Below are 21,156 nucleotides of genomic sequence, written 5' to 3' on the forward strand. Positions count from 1 at the left end.
ATTACCTCAGTGTTTTGATGGCTTCACCCGCGCGGATTCGGGCAAGCGTGTCTGTCTCGTTGACGGTATCCAATGTCATTTTGACATTTTTCAGCCCATCACGAGACGTCATAGTGTTCAACGTTTCTGCGACCACAGGTGCCATATCCATGAACCCAATGTCACCCGCAATAAAGCCGTCAAGCGCGTGTTCTTTCGCCGCAGTAAAGGCCGCGCCCATCAAGCCGCCCTCGTCCATCACATCGCGTGCGATTTTCAAGGCGGGATAGCGGGCGGATTCGGGGGCTTTGAAGGTCAGCGATCCGATTTTCGCAAGGTCGAGCCGTTCAACGGGCAGTTTTTTACGCTCTGGCCAATTCAGCGCAAAGCCAATCGCGTGCCGCATATCATGCGGGCCGACATGCGCCATCAATGCGCCGTCGTTAAATCCGACCAACGCGTGGATCAAGCTTTCGGGGTGGATAATCGTCTCGATCTGGTCGGGGCGAACGCCGAAAAACTCTTTGGTTTCAATCAGCTCCATCGCTTTGTTAAACATAGATGCGCTGTCGATGGTGATGCGCTGGCCCATGTCCCAATTCGGATGGGATGACGCCTGCGCAAGCGATGCTTTGGGTAGATCAGCCAGCGGCCAATCACGGAACGCGCCGCCCGATGCAGTGATGATGATCCGTTCGACGGTCGCGATGTCTTCGCCGATAAGTGCTTGAAAAACAGCGGAATGTTCGCTGTCGACAGGTAGGATCGTGGCGTTGTGTTGCGTGGCCTGCGCCAACAAGATCGGGCCCGCTGTGACCAAAGATTCCTTGTTCGCGAGCGCCAGCGTTTTGCCCTGCTCTAGCGCCGCCCACCCCGGTGCAAGACCAGCAGCACCCACAATCGCGGACATGACCCAATCGCAGGGCCGTTTCGCGGCCTCGACAATCGCATCCGATCCACATGCGGCCTCAACCCCTGATCCCGCGAGCAAATCTTTGAGGTCGCCGTAGCACGACACATCGTCGATCACTGCGATATCAGCCCGCAAATCAATCGCGTCTTTGGCCAGTTGCGCCACATTGCGACCGCCCGTTAATGCAACAACATCAAAGGATTGCAGGTCGTTCTTAATCAAATCGATGGTATTTTGGCCGATTGATCCTGTCGCCCCAAAAACGCTGACAGTTTTCAAAAGGCTACTCCGGGGACGTTGAACACATAGGCCACCAGCAGCATGAACAATGCCGCCCCGAGCAACGCATCAAAGCGGTCAAACAAGCCGCCGTGTCCGGGGATTAAGGTTGAACTGTCCTTGACCCGCATCCGGCGTTTCAGCGCGCTTTCGGCGATATCGCCCATTTGGCTCGCGAAACTCAGGACCATCGAAATCCAGACGATGGACCAGCCAGCGTTGGTGAACATGATAAAGACAAAGCCCACGACGCCCGCACCGAGCCAACCTGCTGACGTGCCGCTCCATGTTTTTTTCGGGCTGATCGACGGCCAGAATTTTGGACCGCCGAATGTCTTACCTGCAAAGTAGCCGCACACGTCTGTGGCGATCACGACGAGAATGAGCCACAATATCCACGTGAACCCGTAGTCTGCGCGAAAATGGACTAGCCCCCAGCCCGCAAGCTGAATTCCCAAGGCAAAACAAAAGAATGTCAGGCGTTCTTTCTTGAGATAAAACGCGCCGATTGACGGCACCACCAAGAATAGCACAATCGCGAACAACGTCTCGTCGTGCAACTGCCCTGACATCACAGACGCAAGCAAGGCGGCCAACAACATGCCAGAGGTGGCCGATTCAGGGCGGATCATCATCCACAATTCCCAGACCATCACGGCGGTCACAAAGACCACCATCATCTGGAACCAATGACCGCCCAAAATGACGCCAATAGCGCCAACGACGGTCATCGCAACGGCAGAGGTGATCCGAACGGTCAGATCATCCCATTTGGCGGGTAGGACGGATGGTTTCTCGGACATATTACGCAGAAACCGCGCCGTAACGACGTTCGCGGCTGCCAAAGTTGCCGACAACTTTGCCAAATTCTTCGGCGCTGAAATCAGGCCACAACGTATCGATAAATTCGTATTCGGCGTAGGCAGATTGCCACAGAAGGAAGTTTGAAATCCGCGCTTCACCGCTGGTGCGAATGACCAAATCGGGGTCCGGCAGGAATTGCGTATCCAAGAACTTAGCCAGCGTTTCCGCATCGACGTCTTTATGGGTCAAACGGCCCTGCTCTATCTCAAACGCCATCTTTTTCGCAGCACGTGTGACCTCGTCGCGGCCACCGTAGTTCAACGCGATGGTCAGATGTACACGGTCGTTGTGCGACGTCAGCAGTTCGAGATTATCCATCAGCGTGACAAGTTTCGCGTCCAGTTTCATGCGATCACCGATGAAACGCACACGCACACCTTCAGCCAGCAAATCGCGTGCTTCACGTTCGATATACCGCCGGAAAAGGCGCATCAGGCCGGAAACTTCGGTCTGTGTCCGTTTCCAGTTCTCGGTCGAAAACGCAAAAATCGTCAGATATTTCACGCCGATATCAGGACAAGCATTCACAATTTCACGCACCCGTTTCGCACCCGCATGGTGGCCGAATAGCCGCGGGCGGTTGCGTTGTTGCGCCCAACGGCCGTTGCCATCCATGATGATTGCAACGTGGCCAGGGCCAACATGATCGGGGGTGAGGTCTTTGGCCATCTTGTGGCCTCCTTCCAGTGAATGCTCGGGTGGGATCAGACGGGTCGATCTTAAACCTGCATGATCTCTTCTTGTTTAGTTTCAACGGTTTCGTCGACCAACTTAATGTATTTGTCAGTCAATTCCTGCACCGTCTGTTCCCAGAATTTCTGGTCATCTTCGGACATGCCGTCGTTCTTGGCTTTTTTGATCTGGTCCATACCGTCGCGACGCAGGTTCCGCACGGACACGCGCGCACCTTCGGCGTAGTTGCCAGCAACTTTGCCCAACTCGCGGCGGCGTTCTTCGTTCAGTTCAGGGATCGGCAGCATGATGATCGTGCCGTTCAGCTGTGGGTTGATGCCCAAGCCGCTTTCGCGGATCGCTTTTTCGACTTTACCAACAAGGGCTTTGTCCCACACGTTGATCGTGACCATCCGTGGTTCTGGCACGTTCACCGTACCCACTTGGTTAATCGGTGTCATAGAGCCGTAGGCGTCAACCATCACAGGTTCCAGCATAGAGCCGGACGCGCGGCCGGTGCGCAGCGAAGACAGTTCCACGCGCAGGTTTGCAATCGCGCCGTCCATACGGCGGCCAAGATCATCGGTATCGAGTTCAAAATCGTCTGACATGTTTTCTGCTCTTACTTCTGGGGCTTTTGCCCCGCATGGTTTTATTGCTCATACGTTAAAAAACGGAACCTGTATAGGATGCAACCTTGTACACCCTATGACAGATACGCAAGTTCTGGCTCAAAGTTGCACGTTAGTCGTGTACAACCGTCGATGTTCCGGTCCCCGCAAGGATACCGCGGAAGCCGCCCGGCTCGTCCAAGCTGAACACAACAATCGGCAAATGGTTGTCACGCGCCAGCGCAATCGCGGACGCATCCATCACGCCCAAGTGCTTTTGCAACACTTCGTCATAGCTGACACGGTCGTAGCGTTTTGCATCGGCGTGTTTCGCCGGATCTTTGTCGTAGACGCCGTCAACTTTGGTGCCCTTGAAAATCGCTTCGCAGTTCATCTCGTTGGCCCGCAGGGTCGCGGCGGTGTCTGTGGTGAAATACGGGTTGCCAGTTCCGGCGGCAAAGATGCACACCCGTTTCTTTTCAAGGTGGCGCACGGCGCGGCGGCGGATGTACGGTTCGGCCACTTCGTTCATGGTGATCGCGGAAATCACACGGGTGTGGATGTTCAGTTCCTCAAGCGCGGATTGCATTGCGAGCGCGTTCATCACCGTGGCGAGCATGCCCATGTAGTCGGCTGTTGTGCGCTCCATCCCTTGGGCTGAGCCTTGAAGACCGCGGAAAATGTTACCGCCACCGATGACCATGCAGATTTCGACGCCCATATCGTGGACCGTCTTGACCTCTTTGGCGATACGCTGAACAGTTGGCGGGTGCAGACCAAAAGCCGTGTTGCCCATCAGGGCCTCGCCCGATATTTTCAGCATTACCCTTTTGTAAGCTGTTTTTCCGGTGTCCGCCATGATGATGCCCCTATTCTCGATGCGTGTCTTTCAACTTTGCGCAAAATGTCCCAAAAACAGCTTGGCTACAATGCCCAAGTGGGCGATTTGGCCTGATAGGGTCTGTTCACCAAAGACAGACGCGCCCGGAAAGGCATATGCGACCGACATGATATCCATTCACAAAGATAAACCTGTGGTGATCGCGGGGCCGACGGCATCGGGCAAGTCTGCGCTGGCGTTGCATATCGCTGAGACCCAAGGTGGCGTGATTATCAATGCCGACGCATTACAAGTGTTTGACGGCTGGCGGATTGTGACGGCGCGACCCGATGATGCAGACCTCGCGCGCGCCCCGCATGCGCTATACGGTCACGTCCCGTTTGATGCGGAATATTCGGTTGGGCATTGGCTGCGTGATGTGACCCCGTTATTGCAAGGCGAACGACCTATTATTGTAGGCGGAACAGGGCTTTACATGACGGCCCTCACCCAAGGGTTAGCGGATATTCCGCCCACACCGCCCGCTATTCGCGCTCAAGCCGATGCGATTGATTACCGCGATCTGCTGGCCGAACTGGACCCCGAGACTATCGCACGGATCGACACGCAAAATCCAGTGCGGGTGCAGCGGGCTTGGGAAGTTTTGACGGCGACGGGCCGCAGCTTGGCCGACTGGCAAGACAACACGCCTGCCCCGCTTTTGCCGCTGGCGGATGTTACGGCGCTGGTCATGGACGCGCCCAAAGAATGGCTCACACCGCGTATCACACAGCGCTTTGGCATGATGTTAGACGCTGGCGCATTGGTTGAGGCCGCCGCGATGTTGCCCACTTGGGACCCCGCACATCTGTCATCCAAAGCCATCGGCGCGCCGGAATTAATCGCCCATCTCAACGGCGAAATGTCACTGGCACGCGCCAAAGAATCCGCTATCGTCGCATCCCGACAATACGCCAAACGGCAACGCACGTGGTTTCGGGCCAGAATGCGCGATTGGACAACAATACCCGTTTCATCCACAGAATTATCCACAGTTTTCACATTTCGAACCTGAATCCCCCATTGTTTTAAGGGGTTTTGATTGGCAGACTTGCACATAACTGCTTTTGGGGGCCGTTATGACACCGATGAAAACACAACCTACACGCAAGCACAGCCAATCGACGTCGCTACACATCGCGCCGATTGCGTATAATCAACTGGCTGGCAGTTGGCGCACCGAAGCGATGCGCAGTCACGCAACGCCGCGTCTGTTGTTCATCACCAAAGGCCAAGGCCGGATCACCGTCGCGGGCATGACCCACGGGTATGGCCCCAACAACATGATCTTTTTGCCCGCCCACGTGATGTATGGCTACGAGGCTGGCCCGAGCGTTTTTGGCACGATGTTAACGATCCCGAAAGCCATGGCAGACGAATGGCCGGAAGAAACAGTGCATTTGCGCCTGCGCGATGTGCATGCTCAACGGCAAGCTGCCGCGATGTTCGAAGCGATTGAACATGAATTACAAGCGTCGCAGCAAACCCATTCTCGGGCCGCACATTATCACCTCGGGCTGATGTCGGTGTTTTTTGAGCGGCAAATGAACCTGTCGCCCGCGCGCACGGCGACGGACCGGACCGAAGGCACCGCCGCGCGGCTTGTCGCGGCCTACACCGATTTGATCGAACGTGATTACAAAACGGCGCAAGGTGTTTCGGATTTCGCAGCGGCCCTTGGGGTCACGCCCACGCATCTGACACGCTGCTGTAATCAAACCTGCGGCCGATCCGCGTTATCATTATTGCGCGACCGGATCACATATGAAGCCTGTTTGATGCTGCGCGACTCTGCGGCACCCGTGTCGCAAATCGCAAGCGACCTTGGGTTTCGGTCAGCCGCCTATTTCACCCGCAGTTTTCAGGCGAAAATGGGCCATACCCCGTCGCATTTCCGCAAAAACGGCGCGGGCAAGTCCGTCAGACACCACTAGTCAGCCGCCAAAAATGACGCGAACGTAGTTCTGTGTTTCGTTATATGGGGGGATGCCGTTGTAGCGTTCGACCGCGCCGGGACCTGCGTTATAGGCCGCGAGCGCCAAGCGCCAGTCGCCGAATTTGTCGTATTGCGCCTTGAGATAACGTGCGCCGCCGTCAAGATTTTGATGCGCGTCGCGTGGATCAACACCCAAACCGCGGGCCGTATCGGGCATCAACTGGGCCAAGCCTAACGCACCTTTTGACGAAACAGCCGTGTGGTTCCAGCCGCTCTCTTGTTGGACCAAACGCAGGAATAAATCCTCTGGAATTTGGTAACGCTGTGCAGCGGAACGCGCAACGCTGAGGAACGGACCTTGGTAACGGCCAATATACGCAGGGGTTTGCGGCTGTGCTGACGGCACAATCGCACGCGGCGGCTGCAACCGGATCGAATTGGAATACTGCGCCGTGGCCCGACCATCCAAAACAGACAACTGGCTTTGTAGCAAATTCGACCTTGTTCTCGTCGACACGGTATCCGCCCACACAACCGACCCTGCAAACATGCCAATGGTCGTTAAAACTACTGTAACTTTTTTCATCCGCAGACGCCTTGCCCTATGTCGAATGGGCGGAACCTAACCACTTTTCCAGAAATTGCCAGTTTTTTCAGAAAGTCGCGATCTGTGCTGACTACGGGCTACCAAGTCGGCGCAGACCTCCGTAGATTGCGCCAAATCACATACGCAGAATCGCTGGGGAGTAAGACATGGCTGGATCGGTCAACAAAGTAATCTTGATTGGGAACCTGGGCCGCGACCCCGAGGTCCGGTCATTTCAGAATGGCGGCAAAGTGTGCAACCTGCGCATCGCGACCTCCGAGACTTGGAAAGACAAAAACACTGGCGAACGTCGTGAAAAGACAGAATGGCATTCGGTTGCGATCTTTAACGACGGGCTGGTGCGGATTGCCGAGCAGTACCTGAAAAAAGGCTCAAAGGTTTATATCGAAGGCGCGTTGCAGACCCGCAAATGGCAGGATCAATCCGGTGCGGACAAGTACAGCACCGAAGTTGTGTTGCAAGGGTTCGGCGGCGTACTGACCATGCTCGACGGTCGCGGCGATAACGCTGGCGGCGGTGGTGGCGGTGGCAACTACGGCGGTGGCGGCGGCGGTGGCTACGACGGCGGCCGCGATAGCGGTTACGACAGCGGCCCAAGCGGCGGCGGCGGTCGCGATTCAGGTGGCGGCGGTGGTCGGTCCGATCTGGATGACGAAATCCCGTTTTAAATAGAGACAAAATCTTCGCATGACATTTACCCCCTTTCTACTGTGTAGATTGGGGGTAAATTTTTGGCCTGATAAGGTCATTCGACCAGACACCGTCGGTTCTTGATATGACGCTCAACCAAGCGTCGCGCTTTGTGTCCTTTGGGCATGAGCCGCGCCATGTCGGGAATGATGTCTGATGTGGTGCGCAGCTCTGGAAACAGGGTGAAAATCTCGTCACGCGCGGCTTTGGACACGCATTTGATTGCTTGCGGCCCCAGATACAGCGACTCGGTTTCGGCACCATTTGCGATAACGACCTCATGTTTGTCGAACAGGATGTGAAAATATTCGACCTCCGCAAAATCATCCGCGACTTCAATCCCGTCCATGTCGAGCAGATGCACCGCTGCGACCAGAATTTCGGATTCGTGGAACATTCGTTCGGTGATTTTCGACCGGACCAGCATGCGGTGCTGTCGTGAGACGCAGAGATCTTGTGTCGGTTTGTTTTCGCCCAAGGCCCCCGCTTTGATGCGGATCGGGCCAAGCTTTGGATGCATAAGCAGGTCTAATTTCGACAACGCGCGCGATTTGATCCAGCGGATTTCCTCGATCCCACCGCCTTGCGTCGTTACTTTGTCGCCCACACCCAAGTCTTCGACGGCACGCGGACCATCAGGCGTGGTGATCATCGTGCCACGGGTAAAGCACGGCACCTCGTAATCTGGATCAGCGTCATCATTGCCCGGAAAGGTAAAAGTATCCGCGCCATCGGCGTTCAAATACGCCGCCTTGTTTGCCGAATACAGAGCGTATTCAGCCGGTGTCATCGCGATGTTGACGAAGATCTGGTTTAGAAAATCGCCGTTCATCAGTGTCAGGTGGGTCCCGTCCCAAGAACTGCCCGATTCTCGCAAGGTGTAAGCATTCGGTTCTAGCACGTATCCATTGCCCGGAATCGGTATGACAATCTGATCGCCCGCGCCCATTTCTTCGACATTGATTGTCGTACTGGCCAGCAGACCAAGGTTCGGCGGCACATAGGTCAGCACCCCATCGCCAGACCCGCTGAATGCAAAAACGGCATTATTCATCAAGCTTGACAAAACGCTGGCTAAACTGACCCCGCCCGCGTTCAACGTGATGCTGCTATCCCCGTCAATGATGAGCGTCGTCGATGTGAACGTGCCTAAATCCAGCATGCTCGGGTCCACAATCAGGTCGGCGCCGCCTGTTGCGACCGTGTAGCCGTTGCTGAGTGTATTTGATCCAACGACCGTCGACAGGTTAAGGCCGCTGTTGCCGTAGAACACGGCCGTGTCAGCAGTCGGGACGCCGGCATTATCCAAGTCGGTAAAATCTGGTGACGTCGTGGTATCAACGAACACAACATCAGGTTGCGCGAGTGCTACGTCTATAAGTGCCATAGGTCTCAGTCTCTTTCAAAGGACGCCACCAAACCGTGCCATCGCTGCGATGAATTTCCTGACTGAGCCTCTCAAATAGGTCTTAAGATTGCGTTGAAGTTGAAATAAAAAATGACAAAATACCACGCGTCTAGGTTTTTAGGCCTGCGCGTGGCAATTGATTGACCAAATGGCGTGTTTTAGCGGTTTTGCATCCGGCTGCTGACGCCTTCGGCCCAGCGGTGTGTGGATGCTCCGAAACAATCATGCACGGAATCCACGGCAATGACGCTGCCGAGTGACAGCCTGCCTAACACGCACAGCCCCGTAGACACGTCGCCGTCTGCGTTGACCACTTGGCCATCGGGCGTGGTATGTGCGCCGGACCCTTCGTAAGTTTCGCGTAGGATGTTTTCCGATTTCAGTTTGACCACCATCGGGTCAGTTATCTTGTCCAGTGATGGTGGCGCCAAGACCGCGTTAATCATGACCGAAACCGTCGCTGCCTTGTCGTCGATCAACCGCCAGCCCTGCCTGACCAATGCGATATCGGGATCTTCGACGACGGCGAGGCTGACCAGTTTGCAGTCGATCAGCGCCAGTAACTCGCGTGCGGAACTCAGCGGCGGACCGTAGGAATACCGCTTCAGACCTTCATCAAAGCCCACGATCGCTTTGGCCGTCTCGGGTGATTTTTCCGCACTGTTAAAGCCCGCGCGAATGTCGTTTTGCAGCTTGCGCCAGATTTGCCCGATGACATAGCCGACCGTCGGCGGCGCGGACCCGTCCGCCATCGTGATGCCGTGGCGCAGAGTGTCAATTGGCTCGTGGGTTTCCTGATCGCCGGGCGCGTCGCGTTCGATCTCGAGCCATTCTCGTATGTCGTCAACGTCGTAGCCCGCGAACATCTCAGACCCGATGCGTGCTGCGGGTTGTACCAATGCGTCGAAGATAAGGGTGAGCGCTTGATCAGGCGCTTCCGCGACCGCATCGTTTAGCGCCGCGACAAAGTTTTCGATTTCGGGGTCTTTCAAGTCGAAACGCTGATCAAGCGTGCCGTCCACAGGTTTGGGGAATGGCGGTTGGCCGTTCAGCGAGAAGGCGTAGATGCATTTGGGCTCTGACCCAGAGGGCTGGTAGGCGTCGTTCTCAAACGTTCCACCCTGCCCCACGGTCAGATAGCGCAGCACGTCGAACGTCGATAGCCCAAGACCGCGAATGCCGACTTTGCGGTCGCTCCATTCGCTTGCCGCCTTTAGCACGTGGCGGTCAGGATAAGCCTGCATGCAGCACAGATCGCGTTTCTCTGCATGGTCTTCCCAAGTCGCCCATTGGTCGTCGGTTTTGGTTTGGGGCTGACCCGGTACCAATAGAATTTCGTCGAACGGGCCGTAATCTTCGGTCTCGGTCGTTACCCGCCAGTGATCCCCGTCGCGCTGCAGGGCTGTGGCGCGGGCCTTGTGGCAGGTAACGGTGAGAACCTCGGACAAGCCCACCACATCCCTATACCGTTGCTCTAAATACGCCCCCAACTCTGCGCGGCTCGCAAAGCGGTCGCTGTCCGGCTCGCCCAGCTTTTTCTGCCAGTCATTAAATCCACCGCAGGGTAAATTGAGTGATGGATCAATCTGTAGCGCCCGCATCGGCGTATTCAGCAAGCCCAACTCTGACTGGTCGGGATCGAAATTCGGACCCGCCCCACCCAGTTGCAATTCGTCGAACACGCTGACAGCTATGGCTTGGCTCTTTGCCATGCAATTTTCCACTAACGCTTCGAGTGCACCTAGCGCGCGTGGCCCCATGCCGATGAAGGCGACTTTGATCGCGGGATTGCTAGCAGACATGGTTCACCCTTTAGTTAGAAGTATAGATGAACGCCTCATACGCGCTTTGGTTCCACATATGCGGGTCAGCCGATATTCGCCGCCACCGCCGCGAAAATGGAACCAAGCCACCCTACCAGACGTTGAGGAACATATCCAAAACACAGGAGGAAATGATGGATAATTCTACACACGCAAGTCTGGTCTCGTCGTCCGACGTGAATGGCACAAATGTATACGGCAAGGACGGCGCAAGCATCGGATCGATTGATCACCTGATGATCGACAAACAGTCCGGCAAGGTCGCTTATGCGGTCATGGGGTTCGGCGGTTTCTTGGGGATGGGCGAAGACCACCATCCCGTGCCTTGGAGCAAACTCCATTATGACATCGCCAAGAACGGCTTTGTGACCGACATCACAGAGGCCGACGTCAAAGGCGCGCCTACCCGTGCCGATAATTGGCAAGCGGACCGTGATTGGGAAAAGCGCACGCATGATCATTACATGGTGCCGCATTACTGGATCTAGGCGATTGCGACACGAACGGTGCGGCCCCTGATATTCCGGGGGCCGCGCATCTGAATTTGGGTATTTTAACGTCCGCAGATGGACTGCGGAGATTTTAAAGCAGGGTTGATTTACATGTGGGAAGATCTGGTTGAAGAATTCACGTTGTCTCCGGCATTGCCATTATCGGTGGTCGTCGCACGGACCTTGGCGACGGTCGTATTTTGCGGCTTGATCGGGCTGGAACGTGAGACCTCGCGCCGTGCGGCTGGACTGCGCACGCATATGCTGATCGGCTTGGCGGCCTGTATTTACTGCCTGCTTACCTTGGCGCTGTTGGCACGCGCCGATGACTTTGGCGATACCGTTAAAATGGACCCGCTGCGCATTATTGAAGCCGTCACTGGCGGCGTTGCATTCCTTGCGGCTGGTCTGATTGTGTTCTCCCAAGGCAAGGTGCGTGGGCTGACCACAGGTGCCAGCATGTGGGTTGTTGCTGCTGTGGGCGTGGCCTGTGGCTTGGGTGAATGGGTCATTGCGGGCATGACTGTGATACTGGCGTTGATCATCATCGCCGTTGTCCGCCAGTTGGAAAAACACGCAGGCACATATGAGCCAAGCGAGTGATCACCGACACAAGTGATAACACGTGACCCGACGGCAGCAGCCCCGCGCCGTCGGGTCACCCAATCCAAATACACAAAAAAACGTACCAGCGGCGTATTATGCCGTCATTCTGTATGTTTACAGCCTTGTTTAAACACATCTATATAAGGAACCACGACACCCCCTACATTCGAATATTTGATATCGCTGACGGAGCTTTTGACCATGCGGATTGACATTGATGCGCTATTTGCCGCTTCACCTTCGCCCTATGTCTTACTCGATTGTGAATTGCGCATTGTATGGGCGAATGCCGCGTATCTAGAAACCACAGGACGCGAGCGCGAAGCCCTGATTGGTGTTCGGATGACTGACGCATTTCCTGCACCTGCGGAGTCCCAATCAGAGCAGATGTTGCAGGCATCATTTCGCAAAGTGATCGCCACCGCGCGGCAGGATTATTTGCCGTGGATTCCATATCCGATTGAAACAGCCGACGGTCAGACCGAAGACCGTTACTGGAGCGCGACACACACGCCAATCGCGGATGCAAACGGACGCGTCGAATACATTCTTCAGAACACAATGGACGTGACTGATCTCTACCACGAAGCGTCAACCGAGCGCGAAAAGATCAACTTTGAACAAGCCGCGATGATGCAGCGGGCCAAAGCTGTGGCGACCGAGAACTTAGCGCTTGGTACGATGACCGAATTTATCCGGTCCGCATTTGACCAAGCCCCCAGCTTTATGGCGATTGTGTACGGCCCGCAGCATGTGTTCCAGATCGTGAACCAATCCTACACCGACCTGATCGGCGGCCGTGAAGTTATCGGCAAGACCGTGCGCGAGGCTCTGCCCGATCTTGACGGCCAAGGGTTTTACGAACTGCTGGACCGCGCCTACACCACAGGCGAGCCGATTTCGGTCAAAGGCATGTCAGCGATGCTGCAACATGGCGATGACGCAAAGCCCACGCAGCGGTTCATCGACTTCATTTATCACCCGCTCAAGGATGAAAACGGTGCCTCTATCGGTATCATCGCCCAAGGCCACGAGGTCACGGGCCAAAAGGTCGCTGAGGCCGAACTGTCCGTCACCCGCGAAAAATTCCGCACCATGGCGCAGACGATGCCCGCCCATGTCTGGACCGCCGAAAAAGACGGTGGCTTGAACTGGCTGAATGATCCGCTTTATGCGTTTACGGGTCATAAAGAAGGCGAGCTTTACGGCGCGGACTGGGCAACCGTGCTGCATCCCGACGATCTGGATGGCGCTGTCGAAAAATGGATCGATGCGATTGAGCGTCGTGTCAGTTACGAGACCGAATTCCGCATCCGTAAATACGACGGGACTTACCGCTGGCACTTGGTCCGCGCGTCACCGTTGTCTTCAGCGACAGGTGAATTAGTCGGCTGGGTCGGCACGAATACCGATATCGAGGACCGCAAATTCAGCGAAGAGCAGATTGCCCGCATGAACGAGACGCTGGAAGCCCGCGTCGCGATGCGTAATCAGGAACTCGAAGAACTATACGCAACCCTGCGCCAAAGCCAAAAACTGGAAGCCATCGGCGGTCTGGCGGGTGGTATCGCGCATGATTTTAACAACTTGCTGCAAGTGATGACAGGCAATCTGGAACTTGCGACACGCGAATTGCCGCAAGACGCGCCGATCCAGAAGCGGCTGGATCAAGCCATGAAAGCGGTGACACGCGGTGCCACGCTTGCCTCGCAACTGCTGTCCTTTGCCCGCAAGCAGCCGCTGTCGCCTGTCGTGGTCGATCTCAGCCAGCTTCTGAACGATACCAGCGATATCTTGCACAGTGCGATTGGTGAAGGCGTCGGTGTTGAAACCCGCTTTGCCGATGGACTGTGGAACACGCATATCGACCCGAGCAGCATGGAAAACGCCCTGCTGAACCTTGCGATCAACGCCCGCGATGCGATGGACGGACACGGCACGCTGACCATCAGCGTCGAGAATGCCGACATTGACCAGGCGCATGCGGACAAACATCCGGGCCTTGCGGTGGGTCAATACGTGTCGGTTGCCGTCAGCGACACAGGCAGCGGCATTTCCGCCGAAGATATGGAACGGATTTTCGAGCCGTTCTTCACCACCAAAGAAGACGGCCACGGCACTGGCCTTGGCATGTCGATGGTCTACGGCTTTGCCAAGCAATCGGGCGGTCACGTCACGATTGAAAGCACCTTGGGCGAAGGCACCACGATCAAGATTTACCTGCCGCGTTCGCTGGAAAACGCCCAAGATCTGTCGACCCTGCCAGATGCGGGCTTGTCGGGCGGTACAGAGACAGTACTGCTGGTCGAAGACGACAGCGAAGTCCGCGAAACCGCCTACCGCATGTTGCGCAATCTGGGCTACGAGGTGCTCACCGCGCCGGACGCACGCGCTGCACTTGCGATCATCGAGGATGACGTCGCGATCGATCTGCTGTTCACCGATGTAATCATGCCGGGCAATATGACGGGGCATGAATTGGCTGAAATAGCCCGCGCGCGCAGACCCGAACTGCCCGTGCTGTTCACCTCTGGCTATGTGCAAGACGAGATCGTGCATGACGGCCGTTTGGACGAAGGTGTACAACTGCTGGGCAAACCTTACACGCAAAAGACGCTGGCCCAAAAACTACGGGTTGTGCTGGCGATGGACGGTAAAACCGTGCCGCCAACCGCGATGGTAACACCCCTGCCCGCAGAGGTGATTGCCAAGCCTGACACAATCGATTTCAACGGATTGCGCGTGTTGGTTTGCGAAGACGACGTGTTGATCCGCATGGATATCGCACAGGGCTTAAGCGACGCCGGATGTGTGGTGCTGGAGACTGGCACCGCCGCCAAAACGCTCGAAGTGCTGGGGGCTGAAATGGTCGATCTGCTGATCACCGATGTGGGCCTGCCGGACAAATCTGGCGAAGACCTCGCGGCGGACGTCCGTGGGATTCATCCGGCCTTGCCGATCATCTTTGCGACAGGCGGCGTCGAAGTCGCAACAGCCCCGATCTTGGGCAATTGCACACTGCTCAGCAAACCGTTCCGCGACACCGAAATGCTGGATTCCATCACCGCATTGATCACCGCACAATAACCGCCAAACATTACCGCGCCGCACTTTACGCCAATTGCGAAAAGTGCGGCGCTTTGCGTTTAACCCGCAAATATCACTGACATTTGTTGGAACCTTTTGGGCCGCTTCGCGTTTCATAATCAGACTCGAAAATAAATAAGGGAGAATACAAATGCACGGAATTATTTACCTCGTCGGGCTTGTCGTTGTTGTCTTGGCTGTCCTGTCCTTTGTCGGCCTCGCGTAAAGCAAATGGACCTTAATGAAAGGACAAATCATGTCAGATAGAACTGAAACTTTGACCCAAGCGTCGGCCCCTGCGTATGCCTATGATGGCAGCTACGTAGACTGGTCGTCGATCATTGCGGGCGCTGTTGTGGCCTCTGCAATCGCATTTGTGTTTACGACATTCGGCACAGCTGTTGGCCTGTCGATGGTGTCGCCATACGATGGTGACGGATCATCCATGGCGGCCCTGATTGCGGTCGGTTCTTGGATGCTTTGGACCACGATCTCTAGCTTTATGGCTGGTGGTTATATCGCGGGCCGCATGCGCCGCCGTGTTGATGCAGCCTCTGCTGATGAGGTCAGCGTGCGTGACGGTATTCACGGTCTCGCCGTTTGGGGTGCAGCAATCATGCTGGGCGTGTTTATCTTTGGCGCAAGCGCAGACACTGCTGTGCAAGCGACCACAGAAACCGCAAATGCTGTCGCAGCCGTCGCACCAGATGGCACGGCCGCTGAAGCAACTGAGGCCGCAAATGACGTCTCTGAAGCCGAAGCAACTGCCGCCGCTGAACAAGCCCGTCAATACGCTGTTGTATCAGCGTTTGTACTGGCCGCATCGCTGATGATTGCCGCTGCTGGCGCTTATTGGGCTGCGGGCGTTGGTGGACAACACCGCGACGAGAGCCGTGTATTCACACGCTTTGGCCGCTGGACATAGGGAGGAAAACTGATGAAAGCGATTTTACTCTGGCTGATCGGCATCCCGATCTGGGTTATCGTGCTTCTGGTATTACTCACCTGATAGCCACCCGATGAAAGTTAGGCCGCCTCGGAAACGAGGCGGCCATTTTCGTTTATTACCCACAGTATGTGGTGAACACGACCGGCACCAACGACCAGATCGTAGCAATCAGGCCGACCCATCCGGTTGCGTGACTGACAAAGCGGACAAAAGGTGACGGGGATGCAAGACGGCTGCTGTACAGCGCCACGATCAACACCACCTGCACCGCGATGGCGCAGACGTAAGCGGCCACCAGATAGGCCCGTTCCAGCGGCAGCCCTAGGACCACCCCCGAAACTTCGTGACCACACAGCAGCCCATGCAGCCCGTAGACCGCACTAAACGACGCGAACCACACCAGCGGCGCGATCAGAATACGAAAGATGTCCTTCATTGCAGCACCCCCGGCAAATGTGCGGCGAGCAGGACAAGCACGCCAATCACGCTGGTATAATCCACCCATAACCCGATGATCGAGAACTCGGCACGGCGCACAGCCGAGGTAAAGCCACGCACAATCCGCGCGATCAAAAAGCTTGTCATCAGCATAGCGAGACACGCGTGGAACAACCCGTAGCTGCCCAGAACAAACAAGGTCGCGCCATAAGCATGATCCACAGGCGACGGCGTGCGCCACATCATCGCGGCACAGGCAACGCCGATCAAAATCGCACCAAACAGCGCCATGGTTGCGCCTGTGACGGAATTGCGACCTTTGCCGTTAACGCTTTTCGCCAGCCGCATCGCGATGGGTCCGATGATCGCGCCCGAAAGGCCCGCGCCCAGCTCTGTCATTGACGGATCAAACCAAACAGGCGGCGGCCAGCCCGGTGCGACGGTCCACAGGAACGCAAAACCGAACAACAACGATCCGAAAAACGTCGCATTTGCGGTTAACAAAAACACCGATCCCCACCATCCGGGCGATCTGTCGGTCATCCCAGCGTTCGGTAATGTGATACCGTGACCGATGGATAGCGGCGCGAGGTCAGCACCACGACCCAAACCCCACACCCAGCGCCACACAAGGAGTGCCACGCCGATCACAGCGACAGGAACCGTCCAGTAGAACTTGAGCAGCAACGAAACAAAAAACACGCCCGTCACCGCCGACATCAGGATCGGCAGCCGCGTATTGCTTGGGTAAATCACATGCATATCCGGCTTGCCGCTCGCGATATCCACAGTCAACGTCTCGCGCCATGTGTTGCGCGGCGTGCCCAGATAGCCTTCGCCCCTCGCCAGCTGCACTGCAAGGTCCGGTTCATCCACCAGTGGATCGCGCGACGTGATATGCGGTAGGCTGGCAAAGTTATAGGCCAACGGCGGCGTCGGCATCGCCCATTCCAGCGTCCCTGCCCCCCACGGATTGCGCCTGCCGCGACTGGCTGTCAGGACATGCAGGATCACGTCAATCAAGATCATCCCGATCCCGATCGCGAGAACAAAACTACCCACCGATGAAATCAGATTAATCGCGGTCCAGCCGTCTTCGGGCGCATAAGTCGGGATGCGACGCCGTTGTCCCAGCAAGCCAACCCAATGCATCGCCAGAAATGTGACGTGAAAGCCGATGAACACCAGCGCAAAAGCCAGCTCTCCCAATCGGAAAAACCGCCGCCGTCCTGTGACATGCGGCAGCCAGTAATAAATGCCCGCGAAGATCGGAAAGACAAACCCGCCGAACAAAACGTAGTGCAAATGGGCAGTGATGAACGCGGTGTCATGGGCTTGCCAATCGAACGGCACCACGGCGACCATCACACCTGTTAAGCCACCAATCACAAAGGTGAAAAAGAACCCCAGCAGATGCAACATCGGTAATCGCAACTCGGGCCGCCCTTTCCACATTGTCCCGATCCACGCAAAGATTTGCACGCCTGTCGGGACGGCAACCAGCGTCGATGCCGCTGAAAAGAACGCGAGCCCCATATGCGGAATGCCTGTGGTGAACATGTGGTGGACCCACAGCCCAAACGACAAAAATGCAAGTGCTAGGGCCGCCGCGACGATCCAGCCATAGCCGAGCAATGTCGTGCGACACATGACGGGTAGTATGGTTGAAATAACGCCCGCTGCGGGCAGGAAGATGATGTAAACTTCAGGGTGTCCAAAGAGCCAGAATAAGTGTTGCCACAAAAGGCTATCACCGCCGAGGTCCGCCTGGAAAAACGGGAAACCGAAGGCGCGTTCGACCTCTAACAGCACCGAGCCGAGGATCAGCGGCGGAAAGCCCGTCAGGATCATCAACGCCGTGATTAAAGCGTACCATGCAAAGATCGGCATCTTGTCCAGCGACATGCCCGGTGCGCGGTATTTCAGGATCGACACGGTGATTTCCACGGCGGCGGCGATGGCCGAGATTTCAACAAAAGTGATCCCGATCAGCCAGAAATCGGTGTTAATTCCGGGCGAGTAAATCGCGCTCGACAGTGGTGGATACATGAACCAGCCGCCATTCGGTGCGATCCCGAATACCATCGCGACCAGCATCATCGAGCCGCCAAATGCGTAGCACCAATAGCCGTAGGCGGTCAGGCGCGGGAACGCGAGATCGCGGGTGCCTAGTATTTTCGGCAACAGATAAATCGCGAGCCCTTCGAACGTCGGGATCGCGAACAGGAACATCATTATCGTGCCGTGCATCGTGAAGATTTGGTTGTAAATCTCGGGCCCCGCAAACGCGGAATGCGGCGTGGCAAGCTGCACGCGGATCAACATCGCCAGCAGCCCGCCGATGATGAAAAAGAAGAACGCGGTGACAAGGAACATGCGTCCCAGATCGGTATGGTTCACGGTGGAAAACCAACCTTTAAACCCTTTCTCGGATGCCCAGATCGTAGTTAACTTGCGGTGACGTTCCAGCGCGTTCATTCAATGTCCTCGTTTAAAAATGCATCCCAATCTTCGGCATCATGGGCAATCACGGTAAATGTAAAATGGTCGTATCCGGTGCCGCTAAATTCGGCGCTGACACCGTGGTAGGTTCCGGGAAGATCGGCTTCGATCCGCAGGATATTGGTACGGCCCGGAATGGCGTCCAGCTTGCCCGCAAGGCGCGGCACCCAGAAACTGTGGATGACATCTGCGGTGGTAATGCTGACATCAACGGGGCGAGCCGCTGGGATATGCAACACGTCTTGGGTGCGCCTATTCGGCACGTCTGCGTAGGTGAACGACCAGGTGGACAGACGCCCCTGTGCGCCGACACGCACCACATCATCGCTGGCAAGCGGCAGTAACTTTTCGCCAATGACCAGACCGTAGGCCAGCAATGCCGCGAGAACCGCCATCGGGAACGCAAGGCCAAGCCCGATAACCCAGACGCGCACATCGCCAGCGTCACCCACGTCGGCGCGGGGCCTGAACGCCAGCAGCAAAAGCACCATCACCAGCGCGAAAATTAGCCCGGCCCCTGCCAGCATCACCCACCAGAGCGTCGCAATCGTCTGTGCGGCGGGCCCCGCAGGATCGACGGTCGATAATACACCTTCGCAACCACTTAACGAGATAAGCGTTAGTGATGTAAGAACACCCCGACGGAGGACACCCAGATGACGCCAAAGAATAACAAAAACGAGCCTGAAGAACTGATTGACCCGATCAGCGAACGGCCCGGATTTCACGAAACGGAATCGCGTATCGCCGTTTTCGGCCACCCAATTCACGCCATGTCTGTGGCTTTTCCGGTCGCGCTGACCTTTTGCGTGTTGGGCGCTGATGCCCTGTACTGGTGGACGGGCGACGTCTTCTGGGCGCGTGCCGCACTTTGGGCTGCGGGGACTGGATTTATGTTCGGGATGCTCGCGGGGCTGTCCGGCACCGCCGAATTGCTGCTGGTCTCGGGTATCCGGTCGCGTGCGCCCGCATGGACGCATTTCATCATCGCTGTCACCTTGCTTGCGCTGCTCGGCGCAAACTGGGGCTACCGTCTTTACGGCTACGAGCAAGCGGTTTTGCCCTACGGCATCCTGCTGTCGGGGCTGTGTGTACTGGTGGTAAGTTTCACTGGATGGCATGGCGGTAAGCTCGTTTTCGATTATCGGCTTGGCACGTCAAAGGGCAACTGAGCCCCGCGCGGTTCAAGCAACCAGTCTGGAAAGGTGATCCCGTCGAGGGCTGGTTTGGCCAGCACAAGCGTCAGGATCACCAACATTGGGACCAGCGCGGCTATGACGGGATAGATGGCCTTGGGCGGTTGATGGTGTTCAGGTTCCTCTGCGATCTGCGCGAGGATGTGACCGATCCATGCGTGTGCGACGACAAGCAGCGCGACGAATGCCAGTTTGGCAAAAAGCCACGGCACAAACGCTTCACGCAGGAAAATCAGCCACGTCCCCGCGATCACGGTAATCACCGCAGCAGGCGTCACGCAGATCGTATAGGTCATATGGGTCGCGTGACGGATCTGGCGGTAGTCGTCGGCGGTATCCGCCGGACGGTGCCGCCCCAGCATCATTGGCATAGCAAGCAAACCACCACACCAGATGATAAGCCCCGCAATATGCACGGACTTGATGATCGGAATGGTTGCGATAAGCCAGTCAATCATCCGGTCGCACCTTGTAGCTGCGCCCAACTGCGCCGCGCGAGCAGGACGGCGGCGGCGGCATAGGGCAGACCTGCTGGCACCCACATGATGAGCCCGCCAAGCTGCTGATCGTGCAGCGGCGTCATGCCCCAGTCAAACGGCGCAAGCGCGTGGATTGCGTAAAGCTGCGTCGACGCAAAGGTCAAAATCGCGCCCAACATACCCATCTGGGCAAAACTTGCGATGACATAAACGATACGCTCCACGGGTGCGTCTTTGGCTGCAAAAACCGAGCGCCAGAACCAGATGGCACTGCCCAGCAGGGTCAGTTGCATCACCCAGTACACCGCGATGTGAGACAGCGCGAGGTCATAGGCTTGCGGCAAATGCCACGCCCAGAGAACGACGGTGGACACGGCAAATGGTAAAGCCAAGCCGCCCGATCTTGGCGCCGGAAAGGCCAGCGCCAATAGCGGTGCAGCCCCCGCGATCAGAAGAATATGGTGAACAACACGGGCCGAAAATAACGCGGATGATAAAGCACAAAGCGGCGAAATAAACGCGACGATCATAATCGCAACCGCAGCAATGCCTGCAGGTTTGTGACGCACAAAATACGTCAACACGATCAGCGCCACGATCAGAACCGGATCAAAGTTCCAACTGGTCCACAGCGCGTCTCGCATCGGGGGTTGTCCGCAATATATGCCTTCCATGCAATCGTGCTCCGTCCAAAATCATGACCCACCCGAATGGCGGGCAGCGTTCTACCAATCAAGACACAACGC

At 56.4% G+C, this 21,156-nt stretch carries 21 protein-coding genes; 8 read left to right on the forward strand and 13 right to left on the reverse strand.

The features are described from left to right. Position 1: 1 nt before the first annotated feature. The 5 genes from dxr to pyrH form a co-directional block, all read right to left on the reverse strand. Positions 2-1,171: a 1-deoxy-D-xylulose-5-phosphate reductoisomerase gene (dxr, locus tag FHS72_RS07595; protein ID WP_183527731.1), complete on the reverse strand. Its 1,170-nt coding sequence runs from the start codon at positions 1,169-1,171 to the stop codon at positions 2-4. Next, on the reverse strand, positions 1,168-1,974 hold the full coding sequence (locus FHS72_RS07600; protein WP_183527733.1) for a phosphatidate cytidylyltransferase: 807 nt from the start codon (positions 1,972-1,974) through the stop codon (positions 1,168-1,170). The genes dxr and FHS72_RS07600 overlap by 4 nt, the downstream gene beginning before the upstream one ends. Before the next feature lies 1 nt (position 1,975). Next, positions 1,976-2,704 (reverse strand): polyprenyl diphosphate synthase, encoded by a 729-nt coding sequence (gene uppS, locus FHS72_RS07605; protein ID WP_183527735.1) that lies wholly within the window; start codon positions 2,702-2,704, stop codon positions 1,976-1,978. Positions 2,705-2,754: 50 nt separating this feature from the next. Further along, entirely contained in the window at positions 2,755-3,318 is a 564-nt protein-coding gene (gene frr / locus FHS72_RS07610; protein WP_183527737.1) for a ribosome recycling factor, read from the reverse strand. A gap of 133 nt (positions 3,319-3,451) precedes the next feature. After that, positions 3,452-4,177 carry a UMP kinase gene (gene pyrH, locus FHS72_RS07615; RefSeq protein WP_183527739.1) on the reverse strand — a complete coding sequence of 242 codons (726 nt, stop codon included), beginning with the start codon at positions 4,175-4,177 and terminating at the stop codon, positions 3,452-3,454. Between the two features lie 148 nt (positions 4,178-4,325). Here pyrH and miaA point away from each other — a divergent pair, with 148 nt between their 5' ends. Both miaA and FHS72_RS07625 read left to right on the forward strand, forming a co-directional pair. Continuing rightward, positions 4,326-5,213, forward strand: a complete 888-nt coding sequence (miaA, locus tag FHS72_RS07620) for a tRNA (adenosine(37)-N6)-dimethylallyltransferase MiaA (protein WP_183527741.1) — start codon at positions 4,326-4,328, stop codon at positions 5,211-5,213. A gap of 64 nt (positions 5,214-5,277) precedes the next feature. After that, entirely contained in the window at positions 5,278-6,132 is an 855-nt protein-coding gene (locus tag FHS72_RS07625; RefSeq protein WP_246414572.1) for a helix-turn-helix domain-containing protein, read from the forward strand. Here the strand turns inward: FHS72_RS07625 and FHS72_RS07630 are convergent, their stop codons facing one another. Then, positions 6,133-6,720: a lytic transglycosylase domain-containing protein gene (locus tag FHS72_RS07630; protein ID WP_183527743.1), complete on the reverse strand. Its 588-nt coding sequence runs from the start codon at positions 6,718-6,720 to the stop codon at positions 6,133-6,135. 167 nt (positions 6,721-6,887) lie between these two features. Here FHS72_RS07630 and ssb point away from each other — a divergent pair, with 167 nt between their 5' ends. Next, entirely contained in the window at positions 6,888-7,409 is a 522-nt protein-coding gene (gene ssb / locus FHS72_RS07635; RefSeq protein WP_183527745.1) for a single-stranded DNA-binding protein, read from the forward strand. A 77-nt stretch (positions 7,410-7,486) separates the two neighbouring features. On the opposite strand, the gene FHS72_RS18460 is transcribed toward ssb, so the two are convergent. Continuing rightward, positions 7,487-8,818 carry a Hint domain-containing protein gene (locus tag FHS72_RS18460; RefSeq protein ID WP_246414574.1) on the reverse strand — a complete coding sequence of 444 codons (1,332 nt, stop codon included), beginning with the start codon at positions 8,816-8,818 and terminating at the stop codon, positions 7,487-7,489. A gap of 179 nt (positions 8,819-8,997) precedes the next feature. Continuing rightward, positions 8,998-10,641 carry an FAD/NAD(P)-binding protein gene (locus FHS72_RS07645; RefSeq protein ID WP_183527747.1) on the reverse strand — a complete coding sequence of 548 codons (1,644 nt, stop codon included), beginning with the start codon at positions 10,639-10,641 and terminating at the stop codon, positions 8,998-9,000. A gap of 152 nt (positions 10,642-10,793) precedes the next feature. On the opposite strand from FHS72_RS07645, the gene FHS72_RS07650 reads away from it, so the two are divergent. The 4 genes from FHS72_RS07650 (at position 10,794) to FHS72_RS07665 (ending at position 15,771) form a co-directional block, all read left to right on the forward strand. Next, the gene (locus FHS72_RS07650) at positions 10,794-11,150 is read left to right on the forward strand and encodes a PRC-barrel domain-containing protein (RefSeq protein ID WP_183528355.1); all 357 of its coding nucleotides are present in this window, start codon (positions 10,794-10,796) and stop codon (positions 11,148-11,150) included. A 114-nt stretch (positions 11,151-11,264) separates the two neighbouring features. After that, positions 11,265-11,756 carry an MgtC/SapB family protein gene (locus tag FHS72_RS07655; protein WP_183527749.1) on the forward strand — a complete coding sequence of 164 codons (492 nt, stop codon included), beginning with the start codon at positions 11,265-11,267 and terminating at the stop codon, positions 11,754-11,756. A 204-nt stretch (positions 11,757-11,960) separates the two neighbouring features. Then, positions 11,961-14,846: a hybrid sensor histidine kinase/response regulator gene (locus FHS72_RS07660; protein WP_183527751.1), complete on the forward strand. Its 2,886-nt coding sequence runs from the start codon at positions 11,961-11,963 to the stop codon at positions 14,844-14,846. A gap of 256 nt (positions 14,847-15,102) precedes the next feature. Next, positions 15,103-15,771 carry a hypothetical protein gene (locus FHS72_RS07665; RefSeq protein WP_183527753.1) on the forward strand — a complete coding sequence of 223 codons (669 nt, stop codon included), beginning with the start codon at positions 15,103-15,105 and terminating at the stop codon, positions 15,769-15,771. Between the two features lie 139 nt (positions 15,772-15,910). Here the strand turns inward: FHS72_RS07665 and FHS72_RS07670 are convergent, their stop codons facing one another. Genes FHS72_RS07670 through FHS72_RS07680 form a run of 3 tightly spaced genes read right to left on the reverse strand, consistent with a single transcriptional unit; the run spans position 15,911 to position 19,262 of the window. Further along, the gene (locus tag FHS72_RS07670) at positions 15,911-16,231 is read right to left on the reverse strand and encodes a hypothetical protein (RefSeq protein ID WP_183527756.1); all 321 of its coding nucleotides are present in this window, start codon (positions 16,229-16,231) and stop codon (positions 15,911-15,913) included. Then, on the reverse strand, positions 16,228-18,711 hold the full coding sequence (ctaD, locus tag FHS72_RS07675) for a cytochrome c oxidase subunit I (RefSeq protein ID WP_183527758.1): 2,484 nt from the start codon (positions 18,709-18,711) through the stop codon (positions 16,228-16,230). Before ctaD ends, FHS72_RS07670 begins: the two co-directional genes overlap by 4 nt. Then, the gene (locus FHS72_RS07680; protein ID WP_246414577.1) at positions 18,708-19,262 is read right to left on the reverse strand and encodes a cytochrome c oxidase subunit II; all 555 of its coding nucleotides are present in this window, start codon (positions 19,260-19,262) and stop codon (positions 18,708-18,710) included. Before FHS72_RS07680 ends, ctaD begins: the two co-directional genes overlap by 4 nt. Positions 19,263-19,391: 129 nt before the next feature. Here FHS72_RS07680 and FHS72_RS07685 point away from each other — a divergent pair, with 129 nt between their 5' ends. Then, on the forward strand, positions 19,392-19,907 hold the full coding sequence (locus FHS72_RS07685; RefSeq protein ID WP_183527760.1) for a DUF2231 domain-containing protein: 516 nt from the start codon (positions 19,392-19,394) through the stop codon (positions 19,905-19,907). On the opposite strand, the gene FHS72_RS07690 is transcribed toward FHS72_RS07685, so the two are convergent. Together FHS72_RS07690 and FHS72_RS07695 are read right to left on the reverse strand one after the other, a co-directional pair. Further along, the gene (locus FHS72_RS07690; protein WP_183527762.1) at positions 19,877-20,389 is read right to left on the reverse strand and encodes a CopD family protein; all 513 of its coding nucleotides are present in this window, start codon (positions 20,387-20,389) and stop codon (positions 19,877-19,879) included. The genes FHS72_RS07685 and FHS72_RS07690 overlap by 31 nt on opposite strands. Then, entirely contained in the window at positions 20,386-21,054 is a 669-nt protein-coding gene (locus tag FHS72_RS07695; protein ID WP_246414580.1) for a cytochrome c oxidase assembly protein, read from the reverse strand. The genes FHS72_RS07690 and FHS72_RS07695 overlap by 4 nt, the downstream gene beginning before the upstream one ends. Positions 21,055-21,156 lie beyond the last annotated feature (102 nt).

This window comes from Yoonia ponticola (assembly GCF_014199395.1).
Lineage (GTDB): Bacteria > Pseudomonadota > Alphaproteobacteria > Rhodobacterales > Rhodobacteraceae > Yoonia > Yoonia ponticola.